The sequence below is a fragment of the Shewanella sp. 6_MG-2023 genome, from assembly GCF_030547195.1.
In the GTDB taxonomy this organism is placed as follows: domain Bacteria; phylum Pseudomonadota; class Gammaproteobacteria; order Enterobacterales; family Shewanellaceae; genus Shewanella.
On record NZ_JAUOQU010000033.1, the window covers coordinates 23,575 to 39,463 of the forward strand.

A 15,889-nucleotide genomic window follows, 5' to 3' on the forward strand; every position below is an offset into this window, starting at 1 on the left:
GCTCACACTTTGAGCTAGAGTATTAAACAATGTTCATCTAGATGATCTCGATCAAAAAGCAACATCCCTAAATGCAGTCTATTGTAGCCACTTTAGCAAAAGCGAATAATGGGTTTACGCTTTCGTTAACAAAGTCACTTAAACTAGTAAAAATCTAAAATATTATAATATGCACTCCAATAGAGGTACGCATGACCATATTACAACTGCTCGCAAGTCTGACACCAATCATCAGTGTCATGGTGTTTTTAGTTTTATTACGTATGCCCGCATCGAAAGCGATGCCGATATCTATGGTAGCTACCGGCTTAGCTGCTTTATTTATTTGGCAAATGGATACCACTTTAATCGCCGCCTCAGTGGTAGAGGGACTGTTATCCGCACTCACTCCTCTCACCATCATTTTTGGTGCTGTATTTTTACTTAACACCCTTAAATATTCTGGTGCAATGGATACTATCCGCGCTGGTTTTACCAATATTAGTGCTGATGCTCGTGTTCAGGTCATTATTATCTGTTGGTTGTTTGGCTCATTCATTGAAGGCTCAGCTGGTTTTGGTACCCCTGCAGCGATTGGTGCGCCACTATTAGTGTTACTGGGTGTTCCGCCGATTGCATCTGCCGTTGTGGCATTGATCGCTGACTCAACCTCTGTGTCATTTGGTGCTATTGGTTTGCCTGTGCTATTTGGTATCGAGCAAGGATTAACTGAAGGCGGCGTGAACATGGCTGCTGTTCAAATCGCCCAACATGGCGGTAATTTTGCTGACTACGCTCAGTATATTGCAATGCACATGATCACCATTGACTTAATCACTGGTAGTTTATTGCCTTTGGTCATGGTGTGCGTACTAACCGGGTTCTTTGGTAGAAACAAGTCTTTCCTTGAAGGTCTTCAAGTTTGGAAGTTCGCTATTTTTGCCGGCCTAGCATTCACTGTACCCGCTTGGTTAATTAACTATTTTGCAGGTCCTGAATTCCCATCAGTGATTGGTGCATTAGTCGGCATGGCTGTGGTTATTCCTGTAGCTAAAAAAGGTTGGTTACTGCCATCAAAACCTTGGCATGATTTTGCTGAATCTGACTTTGATAATGCCGCGGTAACAGAGCAGTCTGCTACCCCTGCTAAATTCAGCCAAATGGCAGCATGGTCTCCTTACCTCATCATGGCTGCGTTATTGGTCTTGTCACGTGTTGTTGAACCATTCAAAGCCTTCTTAAACAGCTTCAATATCAGCTGGACTGGCTTACTCGGTACTGAATTAAAAGCAGGTTTTGCGACCTTCTATGCCCCTGGTATTTTCTTTATCGTGGTATGTTTAATTGGTTTTGTATTATTCAAAATGAATAGCAAATCTATTAAGCAATCATTCACCACATCTTGTTCTTCAATGCTGCCTACGATTATTTCTTTAGGTGCTTCAGTACCTATGGTGAAAATTTTCCTTAACTCAGGTGAAAACAGCGCAAACTTAGCATCAATGCCTGTAGCACTAGCTGACTTACTGGCTAACACTATGGGCGCGGTATGGGCATGGACAGCACCGGTTGTGGGTATCTTCGGTTCGTTCTTATCTGGCTCTGCCACTTTCTCTAATATGATGTTCTCTGGACTACAATATTCTGTTGCAGACAACATTGGAATGAACCATGCGCTAGTTTTAGCACTCCAAGGTATTGGCGCTAACGCAGGTAACATGATGTGTGTCATGAATGTTGTTGCTGCTGCTACTGTTGTTGGCATGGCAGGTCGCGAATCAGAAATCATTCGTAAGACCATGCCTATCGCACTAGTTTATGCCTTTGTTGCTGGTACTATCGCAGTCGCTTGGGGCGGTTTCTAAGATTGAATTAATTGCAAGCAATCATCAGGTTGCTTGCTCTCATTGTAGATAACAAAATATGAGTACAAAATATGACTATTAATTATCAAACAGTCATGGATGAGTTATTGGTTAAGTTAGGCAAAGATGCCGTTAGTAACGACCCTGTACGTCGTTTCGCTTGGTCAACAGATGCAAGTTATTTCAGAATTGTCCCTGAAATTGTTGTTCATGCAGATGACGTCGAGCAAGTTAAAGCCACGCTAGAAATTGCCAATAAACATCAAGTCCCTGTGACTTATCGCGCTGCTGGTACCAGTTTATCAGGCCAAGCCATTGGTGAAGGTATTTTGCTTATCTTAGGTCATGATGGCTTCAGAAAAATTGAAATCACTGAAGACAGCCAAAAAATCACTTTAGGCTCAGCAGTTATCGGCTCTGATGCTAACGCAGCCTTAAAGCCATTAAACAAGAAAATCGGTCCAGATCCAGCAACCTTAACCTCTGCCAAAATTGGCGGTATTGTCGCTAACAATGCCTCGGGTATGTGCTGTGGTACTGCGCAAAACTCTTATCAGACCATTGCATCAGCTAAGTTAATCTTTGCCGATGGTACTGAACTTGATACTGGCTGTGATCAGTCTAAAGCCGCATTTAAAGCAACACATGGTGAGTTACTGCAGTCGTTAATGGACTTAGCAGAAATGACGCAAAATAACCCTACCCTTGCGGCGCGAATTAAGAAAAAGTTCTCTATCAAAAATACCACGGGTTACAGTATCAATGCGTTAATTGACTATAGCGACCCATTTGACATCATTAACCACTTGATTGTGGGCTCAGAAGGCACACTGGCTTTCGTTAATGAAGTGACCTACCACACTGTGGAAGAAGCGAAATTTAAAGCTTCTGCCATGGCAGTATTTTTCAGTATGGAAGATGCCGCTAGCGCCGTACCACCATTAAACATTGATGCGGTAGCAGCAGTAGAATTACTTGACTGGGCATCGATTAAAGCCGTAACAGGTAAACCTGGCATGCCAGAGTGGTTGTCACATTTGCCTGAAGGTTCGGCGATTTTACTTATCGAATGTCGCGCAAATGACTCAGAAACCTTAGCGCAATACACTGAAACAGTAACCGCTAAAATAGCTCATATTAAAACTGAGCGCCCAATTACCTTCAGTGCCGACCCTGCGGTATTTAGTAAATACTGGGCAATGCGCTCGGGGTTATTCCCAATTATTGGCGGCGCGCGCCCAAAAGGTACTTCAGTTATCATTGAAGATGTGGCATTTGAATTACCACACCTTGCACAAGCTGCGGCTGATTTAACCGCACTATTCCATAAGCACGGCTACCCTGAAGGGGTTATTTACGGCCATGCATTGGCAGGTAACTTCCACTTTATTATCACCCCAACTTTTGCCAGCGACGCTGATATCAAGCGCTTCCATGCGTTTATGGAAGATGTGGCTGAAATGGTGATTAATAAGTACGATGGCTCAATGAAAGCTGAGCATGGTACCGGCCGTGCTGTCGCGCCATTTGTAGAAATGGAATGGGGTGCTGATGCTTATACGTTAATGAAACAAATTAAGCATATTTTCGACCCAACCACGTTATTGAACCCAGGTGTGTTATTAAACGATGACGCCGAAGTTCATGTTAAAAATATTAAACCTTGCCCAGTTGTGGATGACTTTGTCGATCGTTGTATTGAGTGTGGTTTTTGTGAAAAAACCTGCCCAACTTCAGCGCTAAACTTTTCCCCTCGTCAACGTATCGCAACCTTGCGTGAAATTGAGCGTTTAGAGCAATCGGGTGAAAAAGAAGCCGCCGAAGCAATGCGCGTCAGCTCAAAGTATGACGTGATTGATACTTGTGCAGCTTGTCAGCTTTGTACTATTGCTTGTCCAGTTGACAACAGCATGGGTAATTTGGTGCGTAAATTGCGTACTCCGCACATTACTACGACAGAGCAAAAAGTACTCGACTTTCAAGCTAATCACTTTGGTTTAGTTAACCAAGCGATCAGTACAGGCTTTGACGCCTTAGGTGTTATTCATAAAATCACTGGTGATGGTGTCACCAACTCAATTATGAATGTCGGCCGTATGATCACTAAAGAAGTGCCATATTGGAATCCTGACTTTCCTAAGGGCGGCAAAGTCGCTAAACCATCGGCTCATATTCCTGGTCAGCAGACGGTATTGTACTTCCCTGCATGTGGCGGTCGTACTTTTGGCCCGACACCAAAAGACCCTAACAAGGTAACGCTGCCAGAAGTAGTTGTGACTTTGCTAGAACGTGCAGGCTACAACGTGATCACCCCAGACAATACTCGTGAGCTGTGTTGTGGCCAATTGTGGGAGTCAAAAGGTGATTTCAAAAATGCGGATGCTAAGCGTGATGAACTGATTGATACCCTGAGTGAGCTAAGCGAAAACGGTAAAGTCCCTGTGCTTGTTGACGCATTGTCTTGTACTTATCGCACTCTAACCGGTAATCCTAAAGTAGCGATTACAGATTTAGTTGAGTTCATGCACGACAATATTTTGCCGAACATTAAACCAAGTATCACCAAGAAATCTAGCGTGACCCTGCACCAAGGTTGTAGTGCCCGCAAGATGAAACTTGAGCCAAAACTTCAAGCCATTGCTGATGCCTGTTCTGAAACAGTGGTATTGCCAGATGGTATTGCTTGTTGTGGTTATGCCGGTGAAAAAGGTCTTTATAAACCAGAAATTAATGCCAGCGCCCTGCGTAATATTAAAAAGCTGATCCCAGCTGAAACCAAAGAAGGTTACTACGCTAACAGAACCTGTGAAGTGGGCTTGACCCAGCACAGTGGCATTTCGTATCGCCATTTAGCATACCTACTGGAAGAATGTACTCGCTAGGCATTTAAGCTAAGCAAGTATAAAAAGCACTGAAGTTGATATTATCAATTCAGTGCTTTTTTTTGTGCCAATTAAAACGACCTCCTCGATTGATTTAGATGATTTATCGCGCAAATTATGTTTGTATGAATGGGCAAAAAACCTTTTATGGATAGCATTAAAGATTAAGACTCGAGGCGAGTGTATGAAAAATATTATCTGCGACATTGATGGCGTTTTACTGCACGACAACAAGCTCATACCAGGAAGTGACAAGTTTATTCATCGGGTACTTGAACAAGGCAACCCACTGGTTATTCTCACCAATTACCCTGTGCAAACCGGAAAAGACTTACAAAATCGCCTTGGCGCTGCAGGCATTAACGTTCCTGAAACCTGTTTTTATACCTCAGCCATGGCCACCGCTGACTTTTTAAAGCATCAACAAGGCAGTAAAGCCTATGTGATTGGTGAAGGCGCCCTCACCCATGAACTTTACAATGCAGGCTTTACCATCACAGATATTAATCCTGATTTTGTAATTGTCGGTGAAACCCGTTCATTTAACTGGGACATGATCCATAAAGCATCAAAATTTATAGCTGCAGGAGCGCGTTTTATTGCCACCAATCCTGATACTCACGGGCCAGCTTATAGTCCTGCATGCGGCGCATTATGCTCACCCATTGAGCGTATCACTGGCAAAATGCCTTTTTATGTGGGCAAACCCAGTTCGTGGATTATTCGCTCAGCACTTAATCACATAAAAGGTCATTCAGATAACACCATCATTATTGGCGATAACATGCGCACGGATATTTTAGCTGGATTTCAAGCGGGACTAGAAACCATCTTGGTTACCAGTGGCGTTAGTCAATTTACCGATATTGATAAAGAGCCATTTAGACCTAACCATGTGTTCAAATGCGCAGGCGATATTGATGTGGTTTAAGCCATTATTTCCTGTTGATTAACATTAGGTAACATAATTTCAAGCCTATGCTCTTGTGTGATGCATAGGCTTGATTCATTATGCGGCTACAATAATCTTTATTGCCTTTATGCCGCTGTAGTTTTGTCTGAAATATCGTCTACAAATATAGCCTGTAAACCTGCAATAACACATAAAAACGATAACAATAGGAATAAGACCTATGAAGAAAATACTCCCCTTATGCGCACTTACCCTTTTAAGCGCCTGCAGCCAACAAAGTACTGATACCAATCAAAGTTTACAAAGTCAGCAATTAGCATCAGAAACCAGCACCATCACTTTTGATGAAGCGCGTTTTAGACAAGATATTAAAACCTTATCCTCAGATGAATTTGAAGGCCGAGCGCCAACAACTCACGGCGAAAAATTAACCTTAGATTACCTAACAGCAGCTTTTGAAGAAATGGGCTTACAAGGGGCTTATCAAGGCAGTTATCTACAACCAGTGCCCATGGTCAGTTACACCGCCAGTGAGCAACAAGCGGTCAGTTTAGCCGGCATTGAGCTTAAATATCGCAAAGACATCGTCCTAAGCACCCGCCATGATAAAGGCGGGGTCAATATTAGCAATGCCCCATTAGTGTTTGTTGGCTACGGTATTAACGCTCCAGAATACCAATGGAATGATTATGACGGTCTTGATATGACGGGTAAAATTGCCGTTATATTAGTTAATGATCCAGGCTTTGCTAACCCAGAATCGAAAAAGTTTAACGGTAAAGCAATGACCTACTACGGTCGCTGGACATACAAGTACGAAGAAGCCAGCCGCCAAGGCGCCTTAGGCGCTATCATCATTCACGATACTGCACCTGCGGCATATCCATGGTCAGTTGTTGAAAATAGCTGGACAGGTCCACAGCAAGACTTGGTATTCAGTAAAGCGGTACAAGATGAGCGCATTGCGGTTGAAGGTTGGATAACCATGGACAGCGCTACTGCCTTATTCAAAAAATCAGGCTTTGAGCTTGATACTTTAATGGCCAGAGCCGCTAACAGCGCCATAAACATCGATCTTAAGCAAAGCGCAGATATCGCCTATAGCAGCAAGGCAGAGTATGCCGACAGTTACAATGTTGTGGCCACCTTACCAGGTAGCGATGCCGCAGATGAACATGTGTTATTTACAGCTCACTGGGATCACCTTGGGGTTGACCCAACTAAAGACGGCGACAATATTTACAATGGCGCACTTGATAATGCCACTGGCACCGCGGGTATTATGGAAATTGCCCGCCAGTTTGCCAAACAGGCAAAAGCAGGAAACCCCTTACAACGTTCAGTTACCTTTATTGCCACCACAGGTGAAGAGCAAGGCTTATTAGGTTCACGCTATTATGCCGCGAACCCTATCTATCCTATTGATAAATCGGTGGCGGTATTTAATTTAGACAGCACCAATGTTTATGGTAAAACCCAAGATTACACCATAGTGGGTAAAGGCCAATCTGAACTTGAACGCTATTTAACAGAGATAGCGACATCGCAAAATAGAACGGTCACCCGTGAACGCAATCCTGCATCAGGTGGTTTTTTCCGCTCAGATCATTTCAGTTTTGCAAAACTCGGTGTCCCAGCTGTATTTGCCGGTGGTGGTAGTGTGCCGTTAGATGAGCAAACTGCCCAATACAAACAGCAAATGCAAAAGTTAATGAAAGGCTGCTACCACAACGTCTGTGATCATTACCGTGAAGAGTGGGACTTATCAGGCGCGCTGCAAGATATTAGCGTGTACTACCAAGCGGCAGAAACATTAGCCAACAGCCAAGATTGGCCTGGTTACTATGAAGCTTCTGAGTTTAATCGCCTTCGACCAGCGAAAACTGAGTCAATAACCAACTAGGGCCAAATAAATTTTCGTGAACTTGGCGCTTAATTTGAGCATGCCAATAAAAAGATAAAATCAGCAATGCCGTTTTGTGTTAATCATAAAGCGGCATTTTTGTACAAATAACACCCAAAATAACAATGTTTTTATTGGTTTTTTATTTATTAATTTTGATTCCATAATCATAAAATCTGAGTCTATATCCACACCGTTAAATATAGATACCTCAACAAAAACACACTATATTTAAACGATCCTCAAAATAGATAGCTTCAAAGTTAGATTTTGCCGCACCAAAAGGCTAATTTAACAAGAATAATTCAACAAAAGAGTTTGTACACTGATAAAAATGCTGTCAAAGTAGATTTCAGATACAGATCCTTAAGTTTGTAATCATCAATTTTAAGTGACCTTTTAAATTAGATTTAACCTGATATTTGCTGGAGCCACATTATGTGTTCAATTTTTTCGATTTTAGATATCCAATCAGACGCTAAAGAATTGCGTCAAGTGGCTTTAGAAATGTCTAAGCTATTGCGTCACCGTGGACCAGACTGGTCTGGTGTCTATGCCGATGATAAAGTCATTCTTGCCCATGAAAGACTTGCCATTGTCGATGTCGATCATGGCGCTCAGCCATTAATCAGTGAAGACGAAACCATTGTGCTGGCGGTTAACGGTGAAATTTATAACCACAAACAACTGAAAGCTGAGTTAGGCGACAAATACCGCTACAAAACCAACTCTGATTGTGAAGTTATCTTGGCCTTATACCAAGAATACGGTGTCGATTTTTTAGATAAATTAAACGGTATTTTTGCGTTTGTGCTTTACGATAAAACTCAAGATGCCTTCTTAATTGGCCGTGATCACATGGGGATTATTCCATTGTATTCAGGCCGCGATAGCTTAGGTAACTACTATATTGCATCAGAAATGAAAGCTCTAATGCCAGTATGTAAAACCGTTGAAGAATTTAAACCAGGCCATTACCATTTCTCAAAAGATGGCAATTTAACCCAGTATTATCACCGTGACTGGCGTGATTATGACGCAGTAAAAGATAACCCAGCCAGCAAAGAAGAATTACGTGATGCGCTAGAAGCCGCTGTAAAACGTCAATTAATGTCTGATGTCCCTTATGGGGTATTGTTATCTGGCGGCCTAGATTCATCGGTAATTTCAGCGATTACTCAAACTTATGCTAAGCATCGTATCGAAAACGACGGTGAAACCGATGCTTGGTGGCCGCAACTGCATTCATTTGCAGTGGGACTTGAAGGCGCACCAGATTTAATCGCTGCCAAAAAAGTTGCTGATTCAATTGGCACTATTCACCATGAAATTCATTTCACCTTCCAGGAAGGTTTAGATGCGATTAAAGAAGTGATTTACCACTTAGAAACTTATGATGTCACCACCATTCGTGCGGCGACACCTATGTATTTAATGGCCCGTAAAATTAAAGCTATGGGTATTAAAATGGTACTGTCAGGCGAAGGGGCTGATGAATTATTTGGTGGTTACTTGTATTTTCATAAAGCGCCAAATGCACAGGCATTCCATGAAGAATTAGTCAGAAAGCTGGATAAATTACATTTATTTGATTGCTTGCGTGCTAACAAAGCCATGGCAGCTTGGGGACTAGAAGCCCGTGTACCATTCTTAGATAAAGAGTTTATGGATGTGGCAATGCGCATTAACCCCGAAGCCAAGATGTCTAAAGATGGCCGCATTGAAAAGAACATTTTACGTGAAGCCTTTGAACACGCTCTTCCCCATGAAGTGGTATGGCGTCAAAAAGAGCAATTTAGTGATGGTGTTGGTTATTCATGGATTGACGGCCTAAAAGATATTGCCGCAGAACAAGTTGATGACTTGCAGCTCGCAAATGCTAAATTTAGATTCCCATACAACACCCCAGAATCTAAAGAAGCTTATTACTACCGCTGTTTCTTTGAAGAGTTCTTCCCCCTAGAAACCGCAGCCGAAACAGTGCCAGGAGGCAAAACGGTAGCCTGCTCAACCCCTGAAGCCTTACTTTGGGATGCAAGCTTACAAGGCATTAACGACCCATCAGGCCGTGCCGTTAAAAATGTGCATGACAGTGCTTATTAAGCATAATCTAGTGTCATAAGTCATTTAACAGCCATCTAAATTATAGGTGGCTGTTTTAGTTACTGTTCACCAATTTTCATTAATGATTCAATTCAAACTTTATTCGTTTCCAGTTAAACTGCAGCTACAACTTCCACCATATAAAAAGCCACTATGACTGCCGTTTCCATTTTTCATCTTGAAATGCTTTGCCTTGAACAATTCAATCCCAAATTAGATGCTAAAGATCTCACCGTCATCAAAGCTGAAAAACAACAATTTGAATTTAATAAATTTTTATATCAGTTTGTGGGGAGTGCTTGGCAATGGACCGACAAGTTGTCTTGGACTGATGAGCAATGGCAAGCTTACAGCGAGGCTGACAACTTGCATCTGTATGTGGCTTATTTTCAAGGCTCACCAGCGGGCTACTTTGAGCTGCAACAACAAGCACAGGGTAACGTTGAAATCATGTATTTTGGTTTAGGCAATCGTTTTATCGGCCAAGGAATGGGCGGTTATTTACTAAGCCAAGCCATTGAGAATGCATGGGCACTTTCAGGCACCCAACGCGTCTGGGTTCATACCTGCTCTTTAGATCATCCTAGTGCCTTACTCAATTATCAAGCTCGCGGCTTCAAACTGTTCAAAACTGAGATCGAATAATAACTCTAAACCCATGATGATTTAAAAGCCCCATTATCCAAAAAGCGCTGCTAAACATGTCGTTTAGCAGCGCTTTTTAATCAGCATAAATTAAATCGCTCGATTAATAGGGCTTTCTTTGCTCTGCCCTAATTTTTAAACTATCAACTAAAGCCAATTTTTCAGCATCATTCATAGTATGCCAAGCAAGAATTTCATCATAGCTTCGGTGGCAACCAAGACAAATATCAGCTTCATCTAAGCAGCAATTTGCCATACAAGGATTACGTGGGCCATTCGGGCCACTGGAGGCGATCATTATTCTGACCAAACGGCATATTCATTGCCGTTAACATCGTCAAAATGAAATCGTTTTCCGCCAGGAAAGTTAAATATCGCTTTAACAATACTGCCACCAGCAGCAATAATGTTCCGCTGGCTAGTTTCTAAACATTGGCTGTATAACACGATAAGTGGGCTACCACGGCTCACCTTGAAGTTTTCATCAGCAACATAAAAGCCGCCTTCAATACCTACATCTAAAAAGCAGCTGTATTCAGGGCCGTAATCTTTAAATTGCCAACCAAATGCTTCGGTAAAGAATGCCTTTGTCTTGATCAAGTCTTTAACAGGTAATTCTATATAGTTAATCTTATGATGCTGGGACATTGGCACTCCTTCAATTTAAACTCACTCGCTTATAAAGTAGTGGAGATTAGGACTATTGTCGATTATTAATCGAGCAAAGCAAGAAAACTTACGCTTGTACTAACGCCGCTACAGCACCAATGATACCGCCAAATACGCCGCCCCAAACAACCAGCCAGCCTAAATGTTTACGGATCATTTCTTGAATAATATCTTTAACCATTTCTGGGGTTAATTCATTTAAACGTTGCTCAACAATATTTGCGACTTTCGCTTGTAAGTCCGCCATCACGTTGGGCTGTTCTAACTCGTTTATAAGGATTTGATTAAACGCTTCACTTTGAGCAAGGTCAGTCAGCGATAGCTTCATTTTTTCGATAAAAGGCTCTTTTAACGGTATTAAAGCTTCTGTACCGCCAAACATTGCTAGCATTCCACCAAATGATGATTGCTCTACTGTAGTGATTAACGCATCAAATGATGGCTCTAAATCCACCTTTTCAATAACGGGTGTTAAGTCTATTGCTGAAGCATTATTTTCCGTCAGTAATCTATCAATATTTTCTTGAGTAAAAAACTGCTCCATCATCAGATGCTTAATGCCACCTTTAAACTCTTCAAAGCGAGATGGGATCACACCTGAGCCATATAAGCCTGGTACTTTTTCAAATAACATATGCACTGCCAGCCAGTTTGTCACTGCGCCTGACAAGGCAAATAAACCAATAGTAAAAACCACTGGTAAAGCTAAAAAATGCCCCGCAACAACTAATGCAGCGGCGATGACATTGACTATTAAACTCTTGTTCAATCTAAAATCCTCGGACATAAAAAAACCTTTGGCATTTTATCAATTTCCAAAGGTTATACTAGGGGCTGACTCAATAATAAAATTTATAACTAAAGTTCACTGTGGTAAAGGTACATTCCCTCAACTTCAGTCATATTCGTCAAGCTTGAGCTTAGCTCATTTTTATTGACCTGAGTTCGTTTTACAAAAAGGACCTCTGTGCCTAGTGCTAACGTTTTAGCTTTATCGAGCAGAGCAGTCGCGATCCCCTTGCCTCGAAACTCTTCAGCAACGAACACATCATCAAAATACCAAACCGATTTTAATAATAAAGAAGAATAGGATGGGTATAACTGAACAAAGCCTAATGCTTGTTCATCTTCTAACGCCACGAATATCATCGAATCATTTTCAGCTAAACGGGAGGTAACAAAGTGGCGACATTTTTGCGGTTCAGCATTAAAGCCTAAACTTTGCCTATAATCATCAAATAATGTGACTAGAACATTGAGATCAAGTTCAGAAGCGAGTCTAATTTGCATCCTTGCATCCTTTTTTTAAGAGAATCAAACCATACAGTTGCTACATCTGAGTAAGAAATTACCCTTGGCTATTACACCACGAGATAAAGCATTGATTAATCTATATAGCTAACCAAGACAGGCAATTTGATACCACAGCAGCCCAAAAATCTAAATGAAGAAATTATTCATTAATACATAAGCTTAATTTGTAACCTCGCAATTGTCTATTTAAAAAGCAAATGAAGATAAATTGTAAAAAAGTTTTAAAACCGACGAGTAACTGAACCTTAATTTGGTTAAAATGTCTAAATTCAACTATAGCCATTATTCAGCAATAGGCTCGATGTTTATGAAGTCATCTTTAAAAGCGTTAACATTAGCATTCAAACAGCGCCCTCGTTACCAAAAAATCGTCATTTACACTGCGATGTTGTATCTGATTTTTGTCATGATATTAGGATTATTAATCCCTTTTATCGCAACAAAACAACTGCCTAAAAGCCTATCAGCTTTACTCGGTAGAGATGTCAGCATTGAAGCCATCAAGATTAACCCTTTCAGCTTTGAATTGAGTGTCGATAACATCAATATCGCAGAAGATGACACAGCTAACACCTTCATGCACATTAACCATATTGCCACCGATATTATGGTGTGGAAGTCTCTTTTTAACTTAGATGTATCACTAGACTACCTGACTATTGATGGTACTGATGTCGCCTTAGCAAGATTTGCGTCAAGCGCTAACGGTTCTAATAGTGCTTACCAATATAATTTTTCAGATATTGTCACCACCTTAGCCAACAATTCGATTGATGAAGAAGTTAAACCAGAGCCCAATGACAGTGACCCTATCTCCTTCAACATCAACAATTTCACTTTTGCCAATGCAAATATTAAGATTACCGATGCCATTACCGATTCAGCTTTAAGCTATAACGAGATATCAATATTACTAAAGCAATTTAGCACCACGGCGCTATTAGATAGCAGCACTAACGCCAATCAATTTTCATTGAAGCTTGAAGATAATCAAACCGGTAAAATTACCCTCAATGGCCAAGTGCAACTTAGCCCACTGATAGTTAATGGCCAATTGGATGTCAATTCACTGTCAGTAACGCCTTATTGGCGTTTGGTCGATAGCTTATTTGAGGCTAGCCTGACATCAGCTGATATCAAGCTCAATAGCACCTTTTTAATCACGCAAAAAAGCCCTGACACCCCAATAGAAGTTTCACTAACAAACACTGATTTTGCCCTAAAAAATTTAACCGCCAAAGATGCTAACAGAAACGTAGCCAGTATTGGTTTACTTGCTCTTAATGGGATAACCGTATCAACGGCCAAGCGCAGCATTGATATCAATGAGCTGCAAACAAACAATGCTGACTTCTGGCTTACTGCAGCGCCAGAGAATATCAATTTCGTGAATTTATTCTCACCAAAACTTGAACAGCTTGAGCACATTTTAGGCACCTCAGAGCCTGCAGCTAATTCAACGATTAATGCACCTAAAAACGCTAACACTGACGTCATTGAGCCAAACTCAAATACTGAAAGTGAACCACAATGGCTAGTCACGTTAAATAAACTGAACCTAAGTGACTATAAAATTGAAGTCACTGAAAGTGTTGCCACTGAGCTTGAAAATTATTGGCTGTTTAGTGGCTTATCACTGTCAACAGAGCAATTTAAATCTGATCTATCATTACCCCTAAGCTACCAGATGGGCGTTGATATCAATAATCAAAGCCGCATTGATTCTAGCGGCCAATTTGATGCTAAAAATATCAATTTAGAAGCCGAACTTGATTATCAAAATGCCAGCTTAACTAAGTTACAGCCCTATATATCGCCATTTATGAACATCACCCTTGAATCCGGTTTTTTCAGTACCAAAGGTCATATCAGTGCCGATACTAAGGATAAATTAATCTATCAAGGCCAAGCTTCAATCATTGATTTAAAGATAAAAGATAATTTGCTTAAACAGCCTCTGCTAAACTGGCAAGCGATGACTGTTAGTGAGCTTAAGTTTGATCAACACGCTAAATCCCTGTCCATTGATGAAATCTTGTTTGATACCCTATTTAGCCGTTTGATCATTGCTGAAGATAGAAGCACTAACATTGCCGATTTAGTCGTTAGCCAAGTTCAGCCCGCTGATAGTACGATCGTCACCGAAGCAGCACCTGCAGAGGCCGCATTATCTTCAAACAATGAGGCAAAAGCACAAATCAACGCCCAAGTCGCCACCTCAGATACCACTGAAGCAGCATTTAACTTATCGATTAATAGAGTTGCTTTTAAAGATAGCTCCGCCTTCTTTGCCGATAATTCATTAACACCAAACTTTGCCTCAGGAATTGAGCAACTTAATGGTGAGATCACCCAATTATCTTCCAATCCAGACACTAGAGCTTCAGTTGATTTAGCCGGTAAAATCGATAAATATGCCCCTGTGACGTTAAAAGGCGATGTAAACCCGCTATTAGCTAACCCATACCTTGATTTAAACTTAGCCTTTAATAAGGTGGAGCTCACTTCAGTTAACCCCTATTCTGGTACCTACGCGGGCTATTACATCGACAAGGGCCAATTGTCGCTAGCGCTTAATTATCAGCTAGAAAATAATCAATTAGTGGGTAGTAATCATTTGGTTATTGATCAATTACAACTGGGTAAACCCACGGATAGCTCCCTCGCCACTTCTTTGCCTATCACCTTAGCCATTGCCCTATTACAAGACCGACATGGTGTGATAGACCTCGGGGTTGATGTTGATGGTGATTTAGACTCGCCAAGTTTCAGCATTGGCGGCATTGTGATGACCGCTATCACTAACGTCATTACCAAAGCCATCACAGCGCCGTTTTCACTGTTGGCAGGTTTAGTTGGCGGTGATGATGACGAGATGGATAAAATTGCATTTGATTATGGTCAATTTGATATTACTGATAAGCAGCAAAGCACATTAACATCACTGGCAAAGGCCCTTAACGATAGACCGCTACTGAAGCTTAATGTTAGAGGTGACGTTGATTTAGTTAACGACCAACAAGCCTTGCAAGTACAGCAGTTACATCAAAAGCTGGCGCAATTAGCACAAATACCCGCAGAGGAATTACCGGCGGATTTATCTGCTAGCCAATACCCTCAGCAAGGGCCATTAACTGACGCATTAATAGCTTTATATCAATCAGATTTACAACTAGATCCGCAGTTAATTAAACAAGCCATTAGTGAAGAGCACCCACAAATTGACAGTGTCGAGCTTCAAACCCGCTGGCACATCGCTTTATATAACTTTACTCTTAATCAGCAAGATATCTCAGAAGACGAACTCGGCGAATTAGCTCAGCAACGTGCTAACGCGGTTAAAACCTTTTTGGTAGAGCAGGCTCAAATCGACCCAAGTCGAGTGTTTATTTTAGAAAGCAGAGTCAATACCGACAAAAATGCGGCCTTAGCGACCTTAAGTCTGGATGCTAACTAAGTAAAATTCGATTCAAAACAGAGCGTCACTAACATTTTAGAACAGCACTGTAATAGATACAGTGCTGTTCTCTGTGATAAACATCACGTAAACTGTGGCAAAATGGATTGCGGTAAAAATGGATTATCGCAAAAGCTGTTTAATCCATTACATAAAATA

At 41.3% G+C, this 15,889-nt stretch carries 11 protein-coding genes; 7 read left to right on the forward strand and 4 right to left on the reverse strand.

Annotated elements, in window-relative coordinates:
- Positions 1-191: 191 nt before the first annotated feature.
- The 6 genes from Q4533_RS16695 to Q4533_RS16720 all read left to right on the forward strand — a co-directional run bounded on the left by Q4533_RS16695 (position 192) and on the right by Q4533_RS16720 (position 10,290).
- Positions 192-1,844, forward strand: coding sequence for an L-lactate permease (locus Q4533_RS16695; RefSeq protein WP_303503412.1), 1,653 nt, complete (start codon positions 192-194; stop codon positions 1,842-1,844).
- Positions 1,845-1,915: 71 nt separating this feature from the next.
- Positions 1,916-4,726 (forward strand): FAD-binding and (Fe-S)-binding domain-containing protein, encoded by a 2,811-nt coding sequence (locus Q4533_RS16700; RefSeq protein ID WP_102476605.1) that lies wholly within the window; start codon positions 1,916-1,918, stop codon positions 4,724-4,726.
- 184 nt (positions 4,727-4,910) lie between these two features.
- On the forward strand, positions 4,911-5,657 hold the full coding sequence (locus Q4533_RS16705; RefSeq protein WP_102436842.1) for an HAD-IIA family hydrolase: 747 nt from the start codon (positions 4,911-4,913) through the stop codon (positions 5,655-5,657).
- A gap of 202 nt (positions 5,658-5,859) precedes the next feature.
- The gene (locus Q4533_RS16710; protein ID WP_303503414.1) at positions 5,860-7,542 is read left to right on the forward strand and encodes a M28 family metallopeptidase; all 1,683 of its coding nucleotides are present in this window, start codon (positions 5,860-5,862) and stop codon (positions 7,540-7,542) included.
- Between the two features lie 438 nt (positions 7,543-7,980).
- Positions 7,981-9,645 carry an asparagine synthase B gene (gene asnB, locus Q4533_RS16715; protein WP_102436838.1) on the forward strand — a complete coding sequence of 555 codons (1,665 nt, stop codon included), beginning with the start codon at positions 7,981-7,983 and terminating at the stop codon, positions 9,643-9,645.
- A gap of 153 nt (positions 9,646-9,798) precedes the next feature.
- A complete protein-coding gene (locus Q4533_RS16720) occupies positions 9,799-10,290 on the forward strand; it encodes a GNAT family N-acetyltransferase (protein WP_303414242.1) in 492 nt (163 codons plus the stop codon).
- Positions 10,291-10,393: 103 nt separating this feature from the next.
- On the opposite strand, the gene Q4533_RS16725 is transcribed toward Q4533_RS16720, so the two are convergent.
- The 4 genes from Q4533_RS16725 to Q4533_RS16740 all read right to left on the reverse strand — a co-directional run bounded on the left by Q4533_RS16725 (position 10,394) and on the right by Q4533_RS16740 (position 12,249).
- The gene (locus tag Q4533_RS16725) at positions 10,394-10,588 is read right to left on the reverse strand and encodes a DUF1289 domain-containing protein (RefSeq protein WP_102436834.1); all 195 of its coding nucleotides are present in this window, start codon (positions 10,586-10,588) and stop codon (positions 10,394-10,396) included.
- On the reverse strand, positions 10,588-10,938 hold the full coding sequence (locus Q4533_RS16730; protein WP_102436832.1) for a VOC family protein: 351 nt from the start codon (positions 10,936-10,938) through the stop codon (positions 10,588-10,590). Before Q4533_RS16730 ends, Q4533_RS16725 begins: the two co-directional genes overlap by 1 nt.
- 88 nt (positions 10,939-11,026) lie before the next feature.
- A complete protein-coding gene (locus tag Q4533_RS16735) occupies positions 11,027-11,728 on the reverse strand; it encodes a DUF445 family protein (protein ID WP_102436830.1) in 702 nt (233 codons plus the stop codon).
- 89 nt (positions 11,729-11,817) lie between these two features.
- Positions 11,818-12,249: a GNAT family N-acetyltransferase gene (locus Q4533_RS16740; protein ID WP_303503417.1), complete on the reverse strand. Its 432-nt coding sequence runs from the start codon at positions 12,247-12,249 to the stop codon at positions 11,818-11,820.
- Between the two features lie 331 nt (positions 12,250-12,580).
- On the opposite strand from Q4533_RS16740, the gene Q4533_RS16745 reads away from it, so the two are divergent.
- The gene (locus tag Q4533_RS16745; protein WP_303503419.1) at positions 12,581-15,730 is read left to right on the forward strand and encodes a DUF748 domain-containing protein; all 3,150 of its coding nucleotides are present in this window, start codon (positions 12,581-12,583) and stop codon (positions 15,728-15,730) included.
- Positions 15,731-15,889 lie beyond the last annotated feature (159 nt).